Here is a 19,632-nt window from a genome sequence, read left to right as displayed (position 1 = left end):
ACATAAACGTCGTTCGCCAGGTTAGCGGTTTGCGAAGCGCTGATCTGGCCCGCAGGGATGTTGATCACCTCGCCGTTGCTCAGCGCGATGGACAGACCACCGTGCTGACTCAGGTCGGCACCGGCAGGACCGGTCAGGGTGATGGTGTAGGTCACCGCCTGGCCTTCCACCGCCGGGTTCGGCGAGATGCTCAGCTCGGCCTTCACGGTGTTGATGGTATCGGTGACCGTGAGGGTCGTGGTGGCACCGGTGTTCAGATTTTCGAAGTTGTGGCTACCGGCATCGATCACGCTGACGGTCTGGGTTTCGCCGTCACGGAACACGTCATCGCTCTGCGCCAAGAACGGTGCGGTGGTCGCAGTGGTGGCATCCTTGGCAAAGGTCAGGGTCTGGCCGTTGCTCAGGGTGACGGTGAAGGCCTGGCCCGCTGGGTGACTCAGGGTGCCGGTGATGGTCGTGGTATTGCCTTCCTGCACGGTATTTCCGGTGAGGGTCAGCGTCACTTCATCGCCGCCATTCGGCGTGCCTGGAGTGCCAGGGTTGCCCGGGGTACCCGGTTCGTCGGTGATCTGCAGGGTCACCGGATCGCCTTTGACCAGGTTTTCAAAGACCTGTTTGCCGGTGCCTTGCTCGGTGATCCCGTTGATGGCGATGCTTGGAGCACTGCTGCCGACATAAACGTCGTTCGCCAGGTTAGCGGTTTGCGAAGCGCTGATCTGGCCCGCAGGGATGTTGATCACCTCGCCGTTGCTCAGCGCGATGGACAGACCACCGTGCTGACTCAGGTCGGCACCGGCAGGACCGGTCAGGGTGATGGTGTAAGTCACCGCCTGGCCTTCCACCGCCGGGTTCGGCGAAATGCTCAGCTCGGCCTTCACGGTGTTGATGGTATCGGTGACCGTGAGGGTCGTGGTGGCACCGGTGTTCAGATTTTCGAAGTTGTGGCTACCGGCATCGCTCACGCTGACAGTCAGGGTTTCACCGTCACGGTACACATCATCGCTCTGGGCCAAGAACGGTGCGGTGGTCGCAGTGGTGGCATCCTTGGCAAAGGTCAGGGTCTGACCGTTGCTCAGGGTGACAGTGAACGCCTGGCCCGCCGGGTGGCTCAGGGTGCCGGTGATGGTTGTGATGTTGCCTTCCTGCACGGCATTGCCGGTGAGGGTCAGCGTCACTTCATCGCCGCCATTCGGCGTACCCGGGGTGCCAGGGTTACCTGGGGTGCCCGGCTCGTCGGTGATCTGCAGGGTTACCGGGTCGCCTTTGATCAGGTTCTCAAAGACCTGTTTGCCTGTGCCTTGCTCGGTGATCCCAGAGATAGCGATGCTCGGAGCACTGCTGCCGACATAAACGTCGTTCGCCAGGTTAGCGGTTTGCGACGCACTGACCTGGCCCGCAGGGATGTTGATCACCTCGCCGTTGCTCAGGGTGATGGACAGACCACCGTGCTGACTCAGGTCGGCACCGGCAGGACCGGTCAGGGTGATGGTGTAGGTCACCGCCTGGCCTTCCACCGCCGGGTTCGGCGAGATGCTCAGCTCAGCCTTCACGGTATCGACGGTATCGGTCACAGTGAGGGAAGAAGTTGCACCGGTATTGAGGCTGCCAAAGCCATGATCGCCCGCATTGGTGACGGTGATGTTCTGGATTTCACCGTCCTGGAACACATCATCGCTCTGGGCAGCGAACTCACCGGTCGTTGCAACCGTTTCACCGGCTTTGAACGACAAAGTCTGGCCATTGCTCAGGGTCACCGTGAAATCCCTGCCTGCCGGCTGGCTCAGGGTACCGGTGATGCTGGTCAGCCCCCCTTCCTGCACATTGGTGCTGCTCAGGGTCAGCGTGGCCGCAATCGGCTGAGGCTCGGGTGGTACTTCAGGTACTAGCACCGCTGCCTGCTGTGCCGGTGTTGCATTGCCCACGAACTCTCGCGCTTGCTCAACAGCAACGCCAAGTGGACCGGTGGGGAAACCAATGGTAGGGGCGACCGACCCGCCCACTGCTTCAAGCATCACAAACGAGTGGCCGCCCCCGATGCCACCAGGGTTCGCACCTGCCCCGGTTGGGCCTGCCGCGGTCGCTTCGAGTGCGGTTGTCGGGTCTGCACCCGCGGCGATGGCTTGTTGCAGTTCGTCAACGGATGGTGCGGCCTGCGCAGTGGCTGCGCTCAGGTCCGCCACGCTATCCGGGGCATCGGCGCTCCACTGGGTGTCGCGCCCCAGGTCGAGGATGCGCCCATCGGCCAGTTCCAGGCTCACCGCGCCACCAGGGCCGGTCTGGATCTGTTCACCCGCGAACACTCGATCCCCTTCCACAAGCACACGCTGGGTGCCCTCTGGGGAAATGGCGATTACCTGGCCAACAATACTTTTGACTATGGCGATGCTCAAGGCGGCTCTCCCGGGTAACGTGTGCGATTGGCTTCCATGTTCGGCCATGCTTCGAGTGTTGTCGGCTGGCTACAAGGATGGTTTATTTTTATTGGTGCTTGTCTTTTGGCGTCAACTATAAGTCTTTTTAATTCAACCTTTATATAACGCCGCTATTGACCCCAGTCACTCAATAATAAGCAACAAAACAAATAATGGCCTAATGACATTTCGATATTAAAGGCAATATTTTTTGCTCCTACCTGCAAGCTTCGGCCACCCTGCTCGCAATCTGGAACATCGGTACCAGCGCCATAGAGGAAAGATAAGTGCGAGCGCTACTCGCTTCCCTTTATTCCGGTTGTCCTCGCCCCTCCCTACCTGCACGAAGCCTGCCCGAACTGTCAGGTTTTGAAACAGTTCCACACCTGCCCCGGTAAGCTGACGACCTCAACACACCAGGCGTTCAGCATTGGGCTCTTTGTTTTTCAAAGTCATTGCGAGGCTGCTCTGTCATTTGTGGAAGGTATTTAATCTTCGTGTGCGACAAGATATTGGCTTGTTCCGAGCACAGAATATTGGCGCATGCGAACTGGCACGCCGACTTTACAAACCCCATCAACAATCCCAGGAAACTGACGCGTGTAGTTATCGTAAATAGCTCAACGGCAGGTCACCCAAATAGACAATCAATCGCCTACAGATCGATTTACTGGACGATGAGTCTATGCGGGTCTGTGAGGGAGCAATGCGTCAGGCTCTTTACATGCAGACGCGAAAGGTGGGCAAACGTGAACGAACGGCAAGCTTATCGGCCTGAACCATTCTGCGATTGGAACGCTGGTCGAGCGCTCAACTCGATTCACCCTGCTCGTCCACCTGCCTAGCGAGGGAGGCCAGGGGGTTGCTTCCGGGCGAAGGGGCAAGGGCACAGGAAACAAAAAAGCCCTGAGTAATCAGGGCTTTAATGAGGAATGATGGCGGAAGCGTAGTCCGCCTGAGCAATATCCACCAACGTCCACATACTTCCATGGAGACTCTGATTTTACTAGCCTCCAGTCCACATCACGTCCACCAACGTCTTGCACCATCTACTCAAATCCAGCTATAAAACGTGGGTAGAAAAATGGGTATGAATCATGGCGCGTGGCATCAACAAGCTCTCCGCTCTCGCGGTGCAAAAAGCAAAGGACCCTGGCTATTACGGGGATGGCGGCGGTCTCTGGTTGCAGGTCAGCAAACTAGGTGGGAAGTCCTGGGTGTTCCGCTACACCAGAAACGGCAAGACCCGCGACATGGGACTTGGCCCTGTACACACCGTTTCTCTCAGCGAAGCGCGCTCGAAGAGCCTGGAGCATCGAAAAAGCCTGCTTGAGGGTATCGACCCTCTCGAAGCAAAAAAAGCAAAGCAGCAGGCAGCCAAGCTTGAGGCTGCCCGGCATAAGACCTTCAAAGAGTGTGCGCTGGCCTACATCCAAGCCAACCGTGCGGGCTGGAAAAATCCGAAACACGTCCAGCAGTGGGAAAATACTCTTGAGGCCTATGCCTATCCAATCATCGGTGAACTGGCTATCGGAGCGGTCGACACGAACCTGGTGTTGAAGGTCCTACAGCAACAGGTCGGTTCGCCTAGCGAACCCACACAGTTCTGGTACACAAAGGCGGAAACCGCGAGCAGGCTCAGGGGCCGGATCGAGAACATTCTCGATTGGGCGACTTTCCGCGGATACCGCCAAGGTGAAAACCCAGCTCGCTGGAAAGGCCATTTGGAGCATGAGCTACCTGCAAGAAGCAAAGTCCAGAAGGTTGAACATCACGCCTCCCTCCCCTACGCGGAAGCTCCGGCTTTTATGCGGGAGTTAAGCAAGCGCAAAGGTGTCTCGGCCAGAGCACTGGAGTTCTCAATCTTGACTGCTTGCCGGTCAGGTGAGGTACGTGGCGCAGAGTGGAGCGAGATCAATTTTAAAGAGTCGACATGGACGATACCGGCAGCACGAATGAAGGCAGGCAAGGAACACTCTGTACCGCTGTCGCCCAAAGCAGTTCAGCTGCTCAAATCATTGCCTCGCATCGCAGATAGTCCATACGTGTTCCCCTCCCCGCGAGGAAAACAGCTATCGGACATGTCACTCACTGCCGTTCTGAGGCGTATGGAGTTGGGGCACCTCACACAGCATGGCTTTCGCTCCACCTTTCGAATCTGGGCAGCGGAGCAAACGCATCACCCTCGTGAGGTATGCGAGCATGCCCTTGCCCATAAGCTCCCTGATAGCGTTGAAGCCGCGTATCAGCGGGGTACTTTATGGCCGAAACGCGTCCAACTCATGCACGATTGGGCTCATTACTGCTTTGTAAGCAAGTGACAAAACAGCAATGTAGATTTTTGGCTTCCGCTGTATCCGATTGAAATTTCTGTTAGCACCTAGTTATCCTATGGACAGGGCCTAGAGCCCAGGTCGCCGTGAACCGCCCTGCTGCGTGGGAAAGATCGGTGTTTTGACGCTAACCACATTACTCCCCGTGGCCAGCCCGGCTCGCAGCAAGCCCAGCGAAGCATCCAGGACTTGTCCCCTGGCAAGGTGCTTTTACGGCCATGACTTTGAGTCAATGTCATGCCTTTCACAGCCGAATCTATCATCGAAACCTTCAAAGAAACTGAGGTTGCCGGTGCCCCCAAGCTTAAACATACCCAGTATTTGAACTACCTTGCCAAGCGTCTCGGCTATCAGAGTTTCAAGCATTTCACACAGTGTGTCGAAACCGCTCCGTCCGATCGCCTTGGTGACTACCACACGGGATTGATGAAGAAGATCTGCGGCATCCGTGTACCCAAACAGGACATTGGGCACATCCGCCTCAGCCACTTCGACGGGAAGTCGATCAGCTATGATTCGTACTTCATTGGTTGGGACGAGCATGGCCGAGAAATCCGAATGCCCAGTGCCGACCACGGCAGGCTGGCTATTATGGATTTCCGAGAAATTTTCGACATGCCGCTGTATGTGATCGAGACCCAAGCGGAGTTCATCGCCTGGCAATGGAACTGGGCCTCATTTGCCGTCGCGCCTCCCGAGCTTGTCAGAGCAAACTTCCCATCGTTGTTCCATCAGCGCGATCGAGTGGTTGAGAATCCGCCCATGGATAAGGTCAAGCGGCGTTATCGTCGCGAGCAAAAGAAAAGCGGCCTCATCTAAACGTTGCAGGGCGGTCTCAGACCGCCCATTCACCGCGCCGCACTGCCAACCTAGCGACGTGGTCTACGCTCGTTACCGAACAAACACCGCAACCTCCCCCTTGGACGCAATCACCATGAGCGCTGGCAATCCTTCCGCGCTCATCTTGCGATGAAGTGTATCCAGCAGATGCTCATCCAGCTGGCTCGGGCGAGCAGGACAATTATCAGGATGAGAGTGCCATTCCCCTACGTAGTCAACCACCCGAGCAGTGCGCGAGTGCACTGTGCCCAGGGCCTCAGCCTGGCCTACCTCTCCCCTTATAAAGTGGCTCGGGCTCGCCTCACTGTCTGGGGGAGCTGGTAAAACATCCACGATAACGATGGTCTTCGTTTTCAGGTCGGTGACGCCGAGAATCGCGCCCCCCGTTTCATTCGGCAGCGCCGCAAGGCGAGAGGTGAGCAGCTTCTGAACCAGGGCCTCATCATATTTCACCGTCCATCCAGCAGACTCCACTGAATGTATCTGGGCAACTTCAATTTCGTGCGTTCTTACCGCTCCCGACTGCTCATCACACTCCCAAACGCAGATCCTGGCCTGAGGCTTCGCCACCGACTTGCGGAGCTGTCTAGCCAGAATCCCTGCGTGCAAGTGGATGTATTCGCCCGACAGTCTGACCGAAATATCTCGACATCCCCCGCCCACCCAGCGGTCACCCAGATGACTGACCAGGTGCGTATGTCCCCACTCATGATGAAGAAGTGCCCGATAGTATTGGCCTTCCAAACCATCAACCCGATGCCGTCTCGCCTCGTCCTCCAAAATCATTACACAAGACTGACCAGAAGGAGTGACGAATAGACTTACTGTACGCGGAGCTTCATCTCTGCGCGCAAGCTCTCGGGGCACCCCGAAGGTTGTAGTGACATCGACGACAAGGTCGGCGCTGGTCAACGATGAGGTGACCTCTGCGGACTCGTCCAGGACACTTCGATCAATAGCGCTAGGTGGCGTCCAGTTGGGATAGGTAGCACAAGCCATTTCCTGCAATACCTTGACCTTGGGCATTCCAACGAATCCATCAAAAGCGATGTGCCGACAAAGGTTGTGAGGCAGCAATCGGTCAGGATCGATGAAAGTCCATTGCCCCCACCCTTGGCGTATCCATAAATCAGCCAACACGCTACCCAGAGCGCCCACTCCGGCGAGTACGCCTTTGATTTCACTGTGCTCTTCTGGGGTGCCGGAGAGATCTCGTGCGGTTTGCGGAGTGAGTGCTGTGCGGATTTCCACAGGCATCAGTGAAAGGGAACGCCAGGCCGAGCCGGCAGCCCCACCCAACAACGTGATCCGCTGACACAGCCCTTTTGCATCAGGCATACCAAGCATGTCCAATGCAGTCGCAAGGTCAAACAGGGAAGCATTCAGCATGTATCCCGCGACATCGATCCGCTCAGCACCGCCTTCACGGATGCGAGGAATCCACACGGTGATGAGAATACCCTCGCCTTTTCCGTGCGCGGGCGATATCCCCCCTTCGATTGCCTCGTAGACGGTGTCATACAAGGCGCCGTAGAGATCGCTCCCCCACGAAACGAGTTGATCCTGTAATTTCCCAAGTGTTTCTGGAAAGCCGGCCAGCGTGGTCGTTCCTACCGGCTCAACCATCACCGGCACCATTCGCACCGTCTTCGATTGATCGTCGGGTCTGGACGGCTCAGCTTTCAGAATCACCGAGTCGCCCTGATCGACCTTGAAGATGGTCAACGTCCTGCTACCTGCCTTGGCGTAATCTGGGTAGTTCGAGGGTAGGATCAGTTGGTAAGGGCTCATGTAAAACAGCTGCTCTAGCGGTTGGTCATCCCTGTGCAACTTCAGCAACGCAGACTCCCGCAGCCACCAGAACATTCGCGCTATGAAGCGCTCCGGCGTCCAACTGCGCTCTACTGTCGACCAGGCGCTATCGTACAAACACAGAACCCGGGGCCCATCGCTCGATGGCGGATGCTGGTGAGAAAGCAGCGGGAAGTCCTTGCGTAGGGTGTAAACGACGACTGGTACGCGATACCTGGGATTGACTCCAATCGCCAAGCGCTCCCGCCGGCGGATACCCGCTTGGTTGCCGGCATCCACGGTCCCGTCACCTGCATCAATGACGATGTATTCGGTACCGTCTTTCCCCGATGAATCTGCCCGAACCTCTCGAACATCGGTATAGGGGCACGCCCGCAAGGCGCTCAGTAAGGCCTGCGTTTGAGGATACAGTTCGTCTTCCCCGCAATCAGGCCTCGCATCCCCTAGCTCGAAGTACTCAAGCATCACAGGCGCCTGCGCGAGGCGGAACTGAAGCGGCTACCGAACTGGGCACCGCACCAGCGAGTGCTACAGCAGCGGCAAGCAGTTTCACCTTACCATCCGTGCAGACCTCAAAGTCCATGGCTGCCTTTTCGCCCAGATCGCCTGTGCACGAGAACCAGCCGTCCACATCGTCCAGAATTGCCTGGTATTCGCGCTTCGCCCGAATGCACGGCGGATCGCAGTCGTCGTCGAGAATTTCAACACTACTGGAAACGATCGTTGCTCCGTTGCGGGCCTGGCTCAACGCTTGGCGTGCATCCCAACTCACCCTCGCCTTTTCTCCCAGGCCCGACCAGCTATCCCAGGAAAGCGTGTGCCAAGAGCAATGATGAGGTGCCAGCAGCAGATCATATTCGAGCACCTCCGGCGTCTGCTCAAAGCGCTCCCACATGCGCTCCCAGATCAACACCTCAGCGTCGCCGCCGACGAGGAATTTAGTTCTCGTCTGTGCGTAGCCAAAGGGCGAAATCTGGATGTTCATGACCACGCTCGACTCGTTTTTCGACAGGCGCTCTTCGAGATAAGCGTCATCTTCATGCGGCGCGGGTGCGAGCAAGTGGGAAGTGAAGAATGGCGACATATCCTCACCTGCAATGCCGCTGAATTTTTCACCGGACTTGATCAGGATCGGGCCCAGATCGTCAGTCTTACCTGCGTTATCTTCGCCCATGATCTTGATGCGGTTACCGTGCCCTGCACTACGGTAGGTACGCCAATATTCCACACGCCGCCGCGCTTCCTTGTCGAAGGCTTTGGCATCGTCACACAAGACATGGTTCTTCTTCGAGCTCCGACGGAAAACCAGAGGAGACGACCACATTTCGCGAATCATGATCCGCTTTTCCCAACGCCCCTTCTCATCATCTGGGTAGTCGGCAGGATCACCGAGCCAGAAATGCTTTCTCATGCCTGCGCAATGATCCTGGTCTGGGTGGCTAAGCAAGAAGGCGTTCACGAATGGACGTCCCTTTTCGTCCCACTGCAGCCGCTCCCTCAACGCACGTCCGACATCAGGCGTGTCATCGTTGGAGTTATCCGCAGCCTGGCGGATACGCGAGTCGATCAAAATGGTGGTCACTGACGTGTCGGCGAGCCGGATCAACGTCATGTCGCCAGTACCTACTTGGAAAAAAGTCACCTTGGCAGCCATTTCATCCCTCCCCGGGCACTGCGCCAACTATGAGAAACGCTTCAGGTAAGATAAGATACGTATAGAAATTCAACCCGTCTAGATTTTATGCGAATATTTTTTATACCCAACCTTCTTCAGGCTGATCCTCCATGACTGCTACCGCTACTCGCACAGGTCGCTGGGGCCAGGAACGCCGCCTCGAATTCATTGACTTTCGACTGCTCTGGGAGGGCAGGCTAAACCGTTCCGACCTGACCGGTTTTTTCGGAATTTCTGTTCCACAGGCTTCCCTGGATTTCTCGGCTTACCAAGAGCTGGCTCCGGACAATATGGCCTACGATCGTACGCTCAAGGCATATGTGGCCGGCCCCAACTTCAAGCCCGTACTCGCGAATCCTGATCCTGGGCATTACCTGAATGAGCTGCTGCAGCGCGGCATCGGGAATATCGCGCCTTCAGACAGTTTCATCGGCTGGGCGCCCCCCGTTGCAAGCCTGCCATCCCCCACAAGACAGGTGGATCAGCAGATTCTGATCAAGCTGATCCGAGCGATTCAGATGGGTGAGGCCGTCGAGGTCGACTACCGATCAATGACCAACTTCGATTCTCCGGAGCTGCGCACGATTTTTCCCACGACGTTCGCGCATGACGGCTTCCGATGGCATACCCGCGCGTACTGCTTCCGATCCGAAAAATTCAAGGATTTCGTACTGGGTCGCATCACCGCTTTGCATGCGTCGATGACGGCGCCCGCCAAGGTGCCCCAGGACGTGGAATGGGAAACCTTTGTCGACGTGGTCATCGGCCCAAACCCGAGCTATCCGCCTGAAAAACGAAAAGCGATCGAGCACGACTACCAGATGGTGAACGGTGAAGCCTACCTTCGTGCGCGTGAACCTCAGCTGTATTACCTGAAGCGCAGGCTCAATTTGGACGTGAAGCCTGGCGAAACAGTGGGTGAGCATCAGCAGATTGTGATGCTCCGTATTGAAAAAGTTGTCAGGGAGTCGTCAGCAGATGAGTGAAGCATCCGCAACCAAGCCAAGAAGGGATTACACGATCCTGATCATTTTCTACCTGCTGGCCCTTCTGGTTTTTGCAACCTATTCCATCGGCTCCATGGCCTTGGACTGGCTACCTCAGCCCTACGCACCCTTGAAGGTGCCCCTGATGTGCGGGGCCATAGCCTATGTGGGCGGCGCGCTGTACTGCTTCCGCTCGATTTACCTGAACAAATGCGTTTACAAGCGCTGGGATCCCGACTGGCAGGTTTGGTATTTCATTCGCCCACTCACCAGTACGATCGCGGGTGCGGTCAGCTACCTGTTTTTGAAGGCGGGATTGTTGGTGCTGGAGTCGAGCTCAAATGCTGGTGCAAGCGAGATAGGCTTTTTCGCACTGGCTTTCATCGCAGGCTTCAACGTAGACAAGTTCGTCGCGAAAATTGAAGAAGTGGCGAAGGCAGTGTGGGGGATTGAGAAGACGCGAAGCAGTCTTGCCCGTACCGATCAAGGAGAGCCCCCTAAGCCACCCACCGCTACCCCGCCTCAAGGTTGAAGACATCTGGATTGTCACGACTATCTATCGAGTAGCAGTGGCAATCCAGATGTCCCCAGGCCTGAAACACTCCTCTGCGCCGGCTAAGGCAGTACCGGCAATAGGATCGTGAGCTGGAGGTAAACGAACCAGGCAAAGCAACCTCCGCTGACCATAAACAGGCTGATCAGGACTAGCCGACTCCATGGGCGCATCGTGTTCTGCCATTGGGCGATGATACGAGAGAAGGTGAGTGCCGACGCGTCGCTGCGGAACAGGTAGAGGAGCCCTTCAGCGTAGGCCGAGATCATCAGATTTCGGTAACCCGGTAGCTTCGTGAGGAATGTCAACGAGTTGTCAAACCAGCGCACCACCAAATCACCTTCCTGTCCGACCTTAGCCATCTCTGCCTCGCTTGAACTCATGCAGCTGAGGTAAAAATTGCGAAGAGGTGTGTTCAGTGGACAAATCCGGTGCCCCGGGGTGAACCGGTGGTACTCGTTTGGCTTGTAACCTTCTGTCCAGATGACCGCCGAGGTAAGTTGGCCATACTCATGTAGTGCGTGCTCAATGCGCGCGGCCGCATACTCCCCAAAGCCACCATAAGCTGGGGTGTCCCTATAGCTCTGGATCGCCTGAGCTATCTCATACTCCCCAGATTCTGGTCGAGTGCTACCAACCTCCATATCGTAGAGCTTGATGCTCCACCACCGCCTGAGTTCATCCTCGACGAGCGCAAGAAGCCAGCGCCGCCCCTCAATCCCCAGGTATTCATCCTTCCCGGCGAGGGTACGCTTGAGCAATACCGGACACCTAAATTCAAACCAGAGAACGGCGAGCAGGTAATAGCCGCCACCCAGCAGCAACCAACTCAATGGGCCAACGGCTGCCTGGGCACCTTTCAGCTCAGGGGCGGCTTGAAGGAACGTGGCAATCAGGCCGCCCACTGCAGCCAGCTTGATACCTGTGGAAGATTTCATTCGCGACCAGAACGACCAACTCGTCATCTGGCGGAAACGGTGGTACGTCATCTCTTGCCTTGTGTTGCGTCGTTCGACGGGTGATGGCCTGTAGAAATCCTCATTCGGATATTGATCGAAGAACCAAGATATCCAACTGAACTCACGCCACCATTGGCGAGTTTGCTCACGTCGATGCTCTTTCTCCGACTCAATCATTCGCCGGCACATCTCATCTGTGAACTCGAATTCTATTCGGGGCTTCTCGTTCAGGTCGTTTAGCTCGCTCTGTGATTCGAGTTCACCGGGTTCTTTCTGGGATATCAAATTCTCACTCCTTTGCTTGAATCGTTCCATTTGATCACCCGGAACGGGGCTCCACCTTCACGCGCACTTGTGCCTTGGTCTGCTTGATCTTGCGCAAGATCGAGCAAAGCTTACTGGGAGTGGCTGAACGGGGCATTGTTTCAGCACAGGTTGGACGGCCTACGCTGACTTTATCCGAGAGTCCTTAGGACAATGTGAGCAAGGCAACTGTTCTATTCAAAAAAAACTCAACCACACATAACTGCCCTGACATACCACTAAAGAGGTTCAACCCATGTCATTGCAGTGTCCCCGCTGTCACTCCCCCAAAGTTGCGTCCTTCCATCACGCCATGAAAGTCAGCGCCGCCATCGGTACCGTGGGCGGTGTTGCACGTGGCGTCAGCGCTGCCCTGGCTGGCGGTCAGGCGGGTGCAGCTATCGGCGCGTTCGCCGGCCCTGTCGGCGTCACCCTCGGTACCGTGTCGGGCGCCATCCTCGGCGGACTGGCCGGCGGCGTAGGCGGCTGCGCGCTCGGCGCTCAGCTCGGAGAGTCGCTCGACCGCCACGTCCTGGCTCACAACCTCTGTCTGCTCTGCGGTCATCGCTTCAACCTACCGACCTGATCCGGCTCCTCTCTCCTCATCTCATAACGTCCGGACGGTGCTGCGCCTCGCGCAGCACTTTATGCCCTCTTGCTCCCAAAGGAATCATTCACATGGCACATCTCGTCGAAACCATGGCCTATGCCGGCGCCACTCCATGGCACGGTCTGGGCAATCAACTCACTCAAAAACAACCCATCGAAGTTTGGCAACGTGAAGCGGGCATGGACTGGCAGATCCTCGAAAGCCCCGTGCATTTCAAATCAGAGGTCACGGGCCACCTGGGCGCGATCCACTCTTTCCCGGAGCAGAAGGTGCTCTACCGCTCAGACACCAAGGCGCCGCTATCAGTGGTATCGCAGCGTTACCACACCGTGCAGCCTCGGGAAGTTTTGGAGTTCTACCGCGACCTCACCGAAGTTTCCGGATACGAGCTGGAAACAGCTGGCGTACTCAAAGGTGGTCGCAAGTTCTGGGCACTGGCGCGTACCGGACAAGGCGCCGCGCTCAGGGGCAACGACCAAGTCAATGGGTATCGGCTGCTTGCCACGTCGTGCGACGGCACCCTTGCCACCACGGCAACCCCGACCACCGTGCGGGTGGTGTGCAATAACACTCTGACCATAGCCCTGGATGGCACCAGCCGGGCGATTAAGGTACCGCACAACACCCGCTTCGACCCGAAGGTCGTGAAGAGACAACTCGGCATTGCCGTCTCGCAATGGGACGACTTCATGTACCGAATGCGCACGCTGGCCGAACGCAAGGTGCAGTGGCACGAGGCTTTGGGATTCTTCATGTCCGTGCTGTGCGAAACCAGCCCAACCGGTGCAATACCGGAGGTATTACCGAACGAGCGCGCCCTGCGCAAAGTCCAGGAGCTGTATGAAGGTCGTGGTCGCGGTAGCCAGCTCGAATCGGCCCGCGGCACTGCTTGGGGTCTGCTCAACGCTGTGACGGAATACGTCGACCACGAGCGCCGTGCGCGCAACAACGAATACCGCATGGACTCGGCGTGGTTCGGCCAAGGCGCTCAGATCAAGCAACGCGCCTTGGATGCCGCGCTGCGACTCGCGGCTTAAAGCCGCCCTCACCTCCCCTCGCGCTCGGTCAGTGTTGTGCTGGTCGGGCGTTTTTCCGTCTTCAAGGTGAACCGCATGAAAGCAATGTCATTGAACGGCAGTACTCGCAAGAAACGCCCAGCCCTGCGCCTGGTCAGCACCAAGGAGCTGCCGCGCTTGGACTGGCTGCAGATCCGCAAGCAAGGCATCGGCAGTTCTGATGCCGCCGCTGCGGTGGGGCTGAATCCATACAAGTCGCAGCTGGAGCTGTGGCTGGAGAAGACCGGTCGCGACACCGGACTGCCGAAGGCCGATCCCCAGGATGAAGAAAGCCCGATGTACTGGGGCAATGTCCTGGAGCCCATCGTGGCCTGGCACTACAGCAAGCGCACCAAACACAAGGTCCGTCGCACCAACGCCGTACTGCAGCATCCGGATCCGGAGTTGCCTTGGATGCTCGCCAACATCGACCGCGAGGTCGTCGGTACCGACGAGGTACAGATCCTCGAATGCAAGACAGCCGGCATAAACGGGGCACGCCTTTGGAAGGAAGGCGTGCCCGAGTATGTGGTGTTGCAGGTCATGCACCAGCTCGCCGTCACGGGCAAGCAGGCTGCAGATGTAGCGGTGCTGCTTGGCGGTCAGACGCTGGAGGTCCATCGAATTGAGAGGGACGAACAACTCATCGCGCGCCTGATCGAACTGGAGCGTAAGTTCTGGCAGCACGTGGAGACCGATACGCCACCGCCAGCCAATGGCACCGCTTCTTCCGAAGCGGCATTACGTTGTCTCTACCCGAAGGATGACGGCCAGATCATCGACTTCAGCAACCACGCCGGACTGAGCGCCGTCTTCATCGAGCTCAAAGCCGTACGCCAGTCGATTGCCGATAAAGAAAAGCGCGAGGCTGAGCTCAAGCAAATTCTGCAGCAGGCCATGGGTAATGCCAGTCGAGCTGAGTTCTCTAGCGGCTACGTCAGCTGGCGCAAAGCCAAGGACAGTGTCGCCCTCGATGTCGCTCAACTGCTTCAGGACAAGCCCTACCTGCAGGCCAAATACCCGCTGCTGAAACCCGGCGCGCGGCGTTTTCTGGTCGGCTGATTCCATTTTCTTCACCCTTCCCTCCCCTTGGCCAGTCCATGCAGTTCGCTCTGCATGGCTGGCTTTTTTTCATTTCCAGGAGAATCACGATGCTCAAAGGCTTAGCCCTGACGCCCCCTGTTCTCGGGCGCATCTCCATCGGCAAGGTCATCGAGAAAAACGGCAAGCGCCTGCCGGAAAAAGATGATCAGTTCACCATTACCTCTCAGGTACAGAGCAAGGACGGTTGGCTGTTGCACCCGCTCAACGACGAACTGCGTCAGAGCAATGGAGACAAGCTGCGCAACATCCCGGTGCGAATGCTATTCAACGAGCCGGAGTTGAATTTCCGTGCCGACTACACCTTGTTCGATCGACAGTCTGGACGGCCGCTATGTGTCGGTAATGGCGAGACCTGCAAACGGGTCACCCAAGACGGCATACAGTCGTTTCCTTGCCCTTCGCCCGACGCCTGTCCGCTGTCCCAGGGTAGAGCGTGCAAGCCCTACGGCCGGCTGAACGTGGTCATTGGCGACGACGATCCGCTGGGCAGCTTCGTGTTCCGCACCACGGGTTTCAATAGCATCCGGACCTTGGCGGCTCGCCTGCATTACTTCCAGGCGATCTCGGGTAATCGGCTAGCCTGCCTACCGCTGGAGTTGCGTCTGCGTGGCAAATCGACTCGCCAAAGCCTCGGCACCCCGATCTTCTATGTCGACCTGACGGTACGGGCCGGCATGGACATGAAGGAGGCGCTAAAGGCTGCCTGCGAGCTCGAATCGCAGCGGCAAACAGCAGGTTTCGATCAGACAGCCTTGGATAAGGCGGCACAGCGTGGCTTCGACAATGGTGCCTTCGAGGACAGCGAGGAAGACGTTAGGGCCATCGCCGAGGAGTTCTACCCTATCGAAGAAAACCAGGCACCAGCCGTTCTTCCTCAACGTACGTCGAAAATCAGCCTAGCCGAGAAGCTGGATGTACAAGCTGAAGCGCAATGAATCGACTGATACTTATCCCTACCGCTGGCTGAACAGGGATACTTTTGAGGAGAACATATTGATGAAACTGCTACGGGTCTTCCTTGCCATGCTCTTTTTCGCTGGCATCCTCGCAGGTAGCGTGGCTCTTCTGCTGCTGGTACTTCTAATAGTGCGGTTTCCGCCACTACTAATTGCCATGCTGTTGGTGTGCTGGGTTTTCTGCCGCCTGGTAAATACATTGGCGCCCAGCGGAGCAGATTCCTCGGCTCCATCGAACTAGACGCAATACGTAAGCTGCCAGCGGCCCTGGCAGCTCCAACCCAGCAGGAGCGTGAAAGCTCGGGCTTTCATTATGAAAAGCTCTTAGCCCCGACTTAGACGCGCCACCAAACGCTCCACGAACTCCAGCACCATCGCCCGATCATCCAGATTCAACGGGGTCAGCAGCGCCTGTAATCGACGTGCCTGATCCTCAGGACGCGAGCTGCCCTCGGTGAGTAGATCGGCTGTCTCGCAGCCAAAGATCGCCGCCAGTTCCACCAGACGCTCAACATTAGGCATCACGACCCCGCGCTCGATCCGGGAAACAGCTTCACTGCCTATTCCTAATCGCTCCGCGACCTGCTCTTGACTCAGCTTGCATCGCATTCGTTGGCGAGCTATCGCCTGCCCCACGACCTCAGCCAACTGCTTGGAATCAATTTTTGACATGCCACCCTCCAGATCAACCTGGATGGTTGAGCATCAACCTGTTGACATGAAGGGCCTTGCAAGATGAGATTCAACTCAAAAGGTCGATTTCCGACCTCTTGAAGATCTCCATACCTTGCAGGGAGCTGAGAAATACCATGATCGTCGTAACCGGGCTGAATGAAGCGCAGATTGAGGCTCTTGTGAAAAGCAAAGCATCCTTCCAGATTCACGGCCTCAGAGGCCAATTCATGGCAGGCATCAAACTGGTTGAAACCAAGATTGAAAGCCAGGGACTGAAGTGTCGAGTCAGAAGCGATGTGAAAAGTACCGTGGTACAGGGCGGCACACTCGGTGCTGTATTCAGCGTGCTGACAACACCTGCGACATTGACCATTGCAACACTAACGGCCGCGGCAGGTGTAGGCCATACGCTGGTTACATACAACCCCGACTACGAAATCATCAAGGACTACGTCAACAAAAAGCTCAAGATTGTTTACAAGAAATAGTCGTTTTGCTTACTCCACTCTCCCCGCCATAGTCAGAAATAAACCATGAAACGTATCTTTGGCATTTTTCTTCTTGCGTCCTGTGCTCAGGCTAACGCTGAAATTTCCGCATACCAAGGTACTGCGGCTTTCTTTCCTGATGAAACGTCACCGAGCGGCTTACCCGACGCAATCCCCTGTGTCACCAGACCAGCTCACACGGGTCAACCTATGCTGTTCTGCACGTGGCTTACCAGTACCCGTTACGTGGAACTCTGGGATGCGCAACGTCAACATAATGTGCGTTTAACTAATAAAGTCAATGGCATGTGTCAACGTGGCAGTTGTCGAGTTCGAGGTGCGGAGGTTGGCAACTGGAAAGAGGATACACCGTTCCAGCTCTCGATATGGTATCGCATAGGTAGCAGTACTGATGGCAAGCCAGTCGCATACCACATCAATACAACCCACCAAGTTTCCTACGCAAAAGCAGGCAGCCTGCTTATGAAGTTCTACATGGATTCCGGTGTCCCGAATAATGAACTGGTTTCGACCTTCGACAAACGGTACAACGGTGGTTGGGCAGCATGGAATCTGGAAAAAGACGGAGCTGCATCAGCCGCTTCAAACGGCCCTTCCACGCCTCGGTCCGAATGGCCAGAAGTCAAAACCGCTTGGTGTAATCCACGTCTGGGTGACGACTGCCACATCAACAACAATAAGGTGCCTATAGCGGAGCTGGGTAAATGGTTGCCCGAGATCAGCGAATCGAATGCCGATCAGCTGGGCGGATATTGTGAAGCAATTCTCTGCTTCGATAAAAACGGCCAACCGATGGGTTATTTATTGCGATAGCTATTCTGAGCTCTGCTGAACCAGCGAATACTCAGCCGATTGGCTAATCTCAAGATAAGGGGCATGCGCCCCTTATTTATTTCAATGCAATATTATTTTTTGGTCACCTCAACCTTCGTATTCTGCGTTGCTTCGATCACCGCAAATTTCCACGCAAAGTTTCAAGCGTAGGATCCTCTACAGGGAGGGCAGCAATCGGCTAGAGACGAACAGGGGGTAACTAACATCAGAACAGCAGCTTATGTAATAAATGACCGAACACTATCCAACAGCGGGCCACACACTCATGCCTCGCTTCATTTGTACAGCACCAAGAACTTTGAAGAACCACTTTTCGTTCGCGATCAGCTAGCAATCGCTGCTTGTAAGCGCTGGAGACACCTGCTGGACTGTTTGGGTGCGAAAGACAAAAGCACGCAAAGGATACGTTCTTTCCCAAACAGGAAGCCAGGTCGAACAGGCTGGTTGGTTGATCTTCTGGATGATTCGTTTTCTCCGCTCGCAGATTGTAATTGCAACTGAACCCGTAGAGAGCTGTACAATCGAAGGGGTAATCACGCGGTAGGTAGCTCCTGTAGAAGAAAATCCGCCTCTCACTTCAAGGTGGAAACGACCGCTGGAAAGAGAACATCGACCACAAGGTTGTCGATAAGCCGCGTCTTACCTAGACGAGCCGCAACCAGAATCACCCAGTGGTCGTCATCGTGTGTCGCCGGTTCCAAGCTCTGCGCGTTTCTGACCTCCAGGTACTCAAGCTCGAACCCTGCAGCCTCTAACCGCCGTCGGCAACCATTCAATGAGGGGCCGACCTCCTGCCCTAGCTTTAGCAATGACGCTAGGTCCACCAGGCACTTGTGCAGCAACGGCGCCATCGAACGTTGCTCCTCACTCAGATAGCCATTTCGGGAAGAGAGTGCCAAGCCGTCCTGGGCACGAACTGTCGGCGCCCCCACGATCTGCGTCCCTATGTTGAGGTCTCGCACCATTGCACGGATGACCGCTAACTGCTGGTAGTCCTTTTCACCAAAGATCGCAACGTCCGGCTGGACAACATTCAGCAGCTTGATGACCACCGTCGCCATGCCATCAAAATGGCCAGGGCGCGAGGCGCCACACAACCCTTGAGAAACTCGTGGCACCCTGACGAGAGTGACATCCTGCATTCCATCCGGGTACATCTGTTCGACGGTGGGTGCAAACAGCACATCGCATCCTACAGCCGCCAAGCGGTCCTTGTCGGCTTGCAGCGTTCTGGGGTAATTGGCCAGATCTTCGCCAAGCCCGAACTGAAGGGGGTTGACGAAGATACTGACCACCACGACGTCGGCCTTCTGCCTGGCCAGCTCAACCAACGCGATATGCCCGTCGTGCAAGTTGCCCATGGTGGCCACCAGCGCTATCTTGCTGTGCTCGGCACGCAGGTGCCCAAGGTGTGTGTGAAGCGCCTTGACCGTACCTATTGTCAGCACAGATTTATACCTCTCTGGCCAACTGAGCGTCGATTGCTTCGAGCAAGCGTGGGTCGTCAGCCGCCACATCGGGAGCGAAACGGGCGACAACCTTTCCCATCCGGTCTACTAGGAATTTCTCGAAATTCCACAGCACGTCCGTGCGGTTATTAGCCACGATGCCATAGCCCTTGAGCCGCTCCCTGAATGGGCCTTCACCAATCGTCTCGGGTTGCGCAGCCGTGAGCTCGGCGTATAGCGGGTGCCGATCTTCGCCGTTGACCGACAGCTTCGAGAACAGCGGGAATTGTATACCGTAGTTCAACGAGCAGAACTCGGCGATTTCAGTGTCGCTGCCGGGTTCCTGCTCCTTGAAATTGTTAGCTGGGAAACCCAACACCTGCAGCCCTTGGTCTTTCTTGCGCTGATAGAGTTTTTCCAAACCTTCATACTGTGGGGTTAGCCCGCACTTCGAAGCCACATTGACCAGCAATAGAACTTTGCCGCGATAACGGCCAAGGGTGCTGGCTGTGCCATCGATCTGCTGCAAGGAAATATCGTAAATGGAATTGCTCATGACTACTGCCCCA

Annotated in this window: 18 protein-coding genes; 11 read left to right on the top strand and 7 right to left on the bottom strand. The window is 56.4% G+C overall.

Features of this window, described 5'->3' with window-relative positions:
* Window positions 1-2,390 (bottom strand): retention module-containing protein (locus ABIB24_RS09735; protein WP_354316379.1); only part of this gene is annotated, 2,390 nt, incomplete at its 3' end.
* A gap of 1,118 nt (window positions 2,391-3,508) precedes the next feature.
* Here ABIB24_RS09735 and ABIB24_RS09730 point away from each other — a divergent pair.
* Window positions 3,509-4,732 carry a tyrosine-type recombinase/integrase gene (locus tag ABIB24_RS09730; RefSeq protein ID WP_182328420.1) on the top strand — a complete coding sequence of 408 codons (1,224 nt, stop codon included), beginning with the start codon at window positions 3,509-3,511 and terminating at the stop codon, window positions 4,730-4,732.
* Window positions 4,733-4,981: 249 nt separating this feature from the next.
* The gene (locus ABIB24_RS09725) at window positions 4,982-5,563 is read left to right on the top strand and encodes a hypothetical protein (protein ID WP_182328421.1); all 582 of its coding nucleotides are present in this window, start codon (window positions 4,982-4,984) and stop codon (window positions 5,561-5,563) included.
* Between the two features lie 72 nt (window positions 5,564-5,635).
* Here the strand turns inward: ABIB24_RS09725 and cap2-3 are convergent, their stop codons facing one another.
* Window positions 5,636-7,861 (bottom strand): anti-phage 6A-MBL system cap2_3 protein, encoded by a 2,226-nt coding sequence (gene cap2-3, locus ABIB24_RS09720; protein WP_182328422.1) that lies wholly within the window; start codon window positions 7,859-7,861, stop codon window positions 5,636-5,638.
* Window positions 7,854-9,050, bottom strand: coding sequence for an anti-phage 6A-MBL system MBL-fold protein (gene mblB, locus ABIB24_RS09715; RefSeq protein ID WP_046785944.1), 1,197 nt, complete (start codon window positions 9,048-9,050; stop codon window positions 7,854-7,856). The genes cap2-3 and mblB overlap by 8 nt, the downstream gene beginning before the upstream one ends.
* A 131-nt stretch (window positions 9,051-9,181) precedes the next feature.
* Here mblB and ABIB24_RS09710 point away from each other — a divergent pair, with 131 nt between their 5' ends.
* Both ABIB24_RS09710 and ABIB24_RS09705 read left to right on the top strand, forming a co-directional pair.
* Window positions 9,182-10,057 carry a BrxR family helix-turn-helix transcriptional regulator gene (locus ABIB24_RS09710; RefSeq protein WP_046785943.1) on the top strand — a complete coding sequence of 292 codons (876 nt, stop codon included), beginning with the start codon at window positions 9,182-9,184 and terminating at the stop codon, window positions 10,055-10,057.
* Complete coding sequence (locus ABIB24_RS09705; RefSeq protein WP_046785942.1) at window positions 10,050-10,589, top strand: hypothetical protein; 540 nt, start codon at window positions 10,050-10,052, stop codon at window positions 10,587-10,589. The genes ABIB24_RS09710 and ABIB24_RS09705 overlap by 8 nt, the downstream gene beginning before the upstream one ends.
* Before the next feature lie 83 nt (window positions 10,590-10,672).
* On the opposite strand, the gene ABIB24_RS09700 is transcribed toward ABIB24_RS09705, so the two are convergent.
* Complete coding sequence (locus tag ABIB24_RS09700; RefSeq protein WP_182328423.1) at window positions 10,673-11,884, bottom strand: hypothetical protein; 1,212 nt, start codon at window positions 11,882-11,884, stop codon at window positions 10,673-10,675.
* 244 nt (window positions 11,885-12,128) lie between these two features.
* On the opposite strand from ABIB24_RS09700, the gene ABIB24_RS09695 reads away from it, so the two are divergent.
* The 5 genes from ABIB24_RS09695 (at window position 12,129) to ABIB24_RS09675 (ending at window position 15,838) form a co-directional block, all read left to right on the top strand.
* Window positions 12,129-12,458, top strand: coding sequence for a hypothetical protein (locus tag ABIB24_RS09695; RefSeq protein ID WP_080952104.1), 330 nt, complete (start codon window positions 12,129-12,131; stop codon window positions 12,456-12,458).
* A gap of 92 nt (window positions 12,459-12,550) precedes the next feature.
* The gene (locus ABIB24_RS09690; RefSeq protein ID WP_354316374.1) at window positions 12,551-13,519 is read left to right on the top strand and encodes a DUF932 domain-containing protein; all 969 of its coding nucleotides are present in this window, start codon (window positions 12,551-12,553) and stop codon (window positions 13,517-13,519) included.
* Window positions 13,520-13,594: 75 nt separating this feature from the next.
* Window positions 13,595-14,599 carry a YqaJ viral recombinase family nuclease gene (locus ABIB24_RS09685; protein ID WP_046785938.1) on the top strand — a complete coding sequence of 335 codons (1,005 nt, stop codon included), beginning with the start codon at window positions 13,595-13,597 and terminating at the stop codon, window positions 14,597-14,599.
* 89 nt (window positions 14,600-14,688) lie between these two features.
* On the top strand, window positions 14,689-15,576 hold the full coding sequence (locus tag ABIB24_RS09680; RefSeq protein ID WP_182328424.1) for a recombination directionality factor: 888 nt from the start codon (window positions 14,689-14,691) through the stop codon (window positions 15,574-15,576).
* Window positions 15,554-15,838, top strand: a complete 285-nt coding sequence (locus ABIB24_RS09675) for a hypothetical protein (RefSeq protein ID WP_373875711.1) — start codon at window positions 15,554-15,556, stop codon at window positions 15,836-15,838. Before ABIB24_RS09680 ends, ABIB24_RS09675 begins: the two co-directional genes overlap by 23 nt.
* Window positions 15,839-15,921: 83 nt before the next feature.
* On the opposite strand, the gene ABIB24_RS09670 is transcribed toward ABIB24_RS09675, so the two are convergent.
* Window positions 15,922-16,269 (bottom strand): helix-turn-helix domain-containing protein, encoded by a 348-nt coding sequence (locus ABIB24_RS09670; protein WP_086974741.1) that lies wholly within the window; start codon window positions 16,267-16,269, stop codon window positions 15,922-15,924.
* A gap of 137 nt (window positions 16,270-16,406) precedes the next feature.
* Here ABIB24_RS09670 and ABIB24_RS09665 point away from each other — a divergent pair, with 137 nt between their 5' ends.
* Both ABIB24_RS09665 and ABIB24_RS09660 read left to right on the top strand, forming a co-directional pair.
* Window positions 16,407-16,760, top strand: a complete 354-nt coding sequence (locus tag ABIB24_RS09665) for a hypothetical protein (protein WP_060494217.1) — start codon at window positions 16,407-16,409, stop codon at window positions 16,758-16,760.
* 45 nt (window positions 16,761-16,805) lie between these two features.
* Window positions 16,806-17,594, top strand: coding sequence for a hypothetical protein (locus ABIB24_RS09660; RefSeq protein ID WP_182328425.1), 789 nt, complete (start codon window positions 16,806-16,808; stop codon window positions 17,592-17,594).
* Between the two features lie 593 nt (window positions 17,595-18,187).
* Here the strand turns inward: ABIB24_RS09660 and panC are convergent.
* Window positions 18,188-19,063 carry a pantoate--beta-alanine ligase gene (gene panC / locus ABIB24_RS09655; RefSeq protein WP_060494218.1) on the bottom strand — a complete coding sequence of 292 codons (876 nt, stop codon included), beginning with the start codon at window positions 19,061-19,063 and terminating at the stop codon, window positions 18,188-18,190.
* Between the two features lie 4 nt (window positions 19,064-19,067).
* Entirely contained in the window at window positions 19,068-19,619 is a 552-nt protein-coding gene (locus tag ABIB24_RS09650) for a glutathione peroxidase (protein ID WP_182328427.1), read from the bottom strand.
* Window positions 19,620-19,632 lie beyond the last annotated feature (13 nt).

The organism is Pseudomonas sp. UYEF17, from assembly GCF_040546125.1.
In the GTDB taxonomy this organism is placed as follows: Bacteria; Pseudomonadota; Gammaproteobacteria; order Pseudomonadales; family Pseudomonadaceae; genus Aquipseudomonas; species Aquipseudomonas putida_Z.
This window is presented reverse-complemented; position numbering and strand designations above follow the sequence as displayed.

Coding starts and splice junctions, on each gene's coding strand:
- ABIB24_RS09730 (WP_182328420.1), top strand. CDS start 3,509: ATGGCGCGTGGCATCAACAAGCTCTCCGCTCTCGCGGTGCAAAAAGCA.
- ABIB24_RS09725 (WP_182328421.1), top strand. CDS start 4,982: ATGCCTTTCACAGCCGAATCTATCATCGAAACCTTCAAAGAAACTGAG.
- cap2-3 (WP_182328422.1), bottom strand. CDS start 7,861: ATGCTTGAGTACTTCGAGCTAGGGGATGCGAGGCCTGATTGCGGGGAA.
- mblB (WP_046785944.1), bottom strand. CDS start 9,050: ATGGCTGCCAAGGTGACTTTTTTCCAAGTAGGTACTGGCGACATGACG.
- ABIB24_RS09710 (WP_046785943.1), top strand. CDS start 9,182: ATGACTGCTACCGCTACTCGCACAGGTCGCTGGGGCCAGGAACGCCGC.
- ABIB24_RS09705 (WP_046785942.1), top strand. CDS start 10,050: ATGAGTGAAGCATCCGCAACCAAGCCAAGAAGGGATTACACGATCCTG.
- ABIB24_RS09700 (WP_182328423.1), bottom strand. CDS start 11,884: ATGGAACGATTCAAGCAAAGGAGTGAGAATTTGATATCCCAGAAAGAA.
- ABIB24_RS09695 (WP_080952104.1), top strand. CDS start 12,129: ATGTCATTGCAGTGTCCCCGCTGTCACTCCCCCAAAGTTGCGTCCTTC.
- ABIB24_RS09690 (WP_354316374.1), top strand. CDS start 12,551: ATGGCACATCTCGTCGAAACCATGGCCTATGCCGGCGCCACTCCATGG.
- ABIB24_RS09685 (WP_046785938.1), top strand. CDS start 13,595: ATGAAAGCAATGTCATTGAACGGCAGTACTCGCAAGAAACGCCCAGCC.
- ABIB24_RS09680 (WP_182328424.1), top strand. CDS start 14,689: ATGCTCAAAGGCTTAGCCCTGACGCCCCCTGTTCTCGGGCGCATCTCC.
- ABIB24_RS09675 (WP_373875711.1), top strand. CDS start 15,554: ATGTACAAGCTGAAGCGCAATGAATCGACTGATACTTATCCCTACCGC.
- ABIB24_RS09670 (WP_086974741.1), bottom strand. CDS start 16,269: ATGTCAAAAATTGATTCCAAGCAGTTGGCTGAGGTCGTGGGGCAGGCG.
- ABIB24_RS09665 (WP_060494217.1), top strand. CDS start 16,407: ATGATCGTCGTAACCGGGCTGAATGAAGCGCAGATTGAGGCTCTTGTG.
- ABIB24_RS09660 (WP_182328425.1), top strand. CDS start 16,806: ATGAAACGTATCTTTGGCATTTTTCTTCTTGCGTCCTGTGCTCAGGCT.
- ABIB24_RS09650 (WP_182328427.1), bottom strand. CDS start 19,619: ATGAGCAATTCCATTTACGATATTTCCTTGCAGCAGATCGATGGCACA.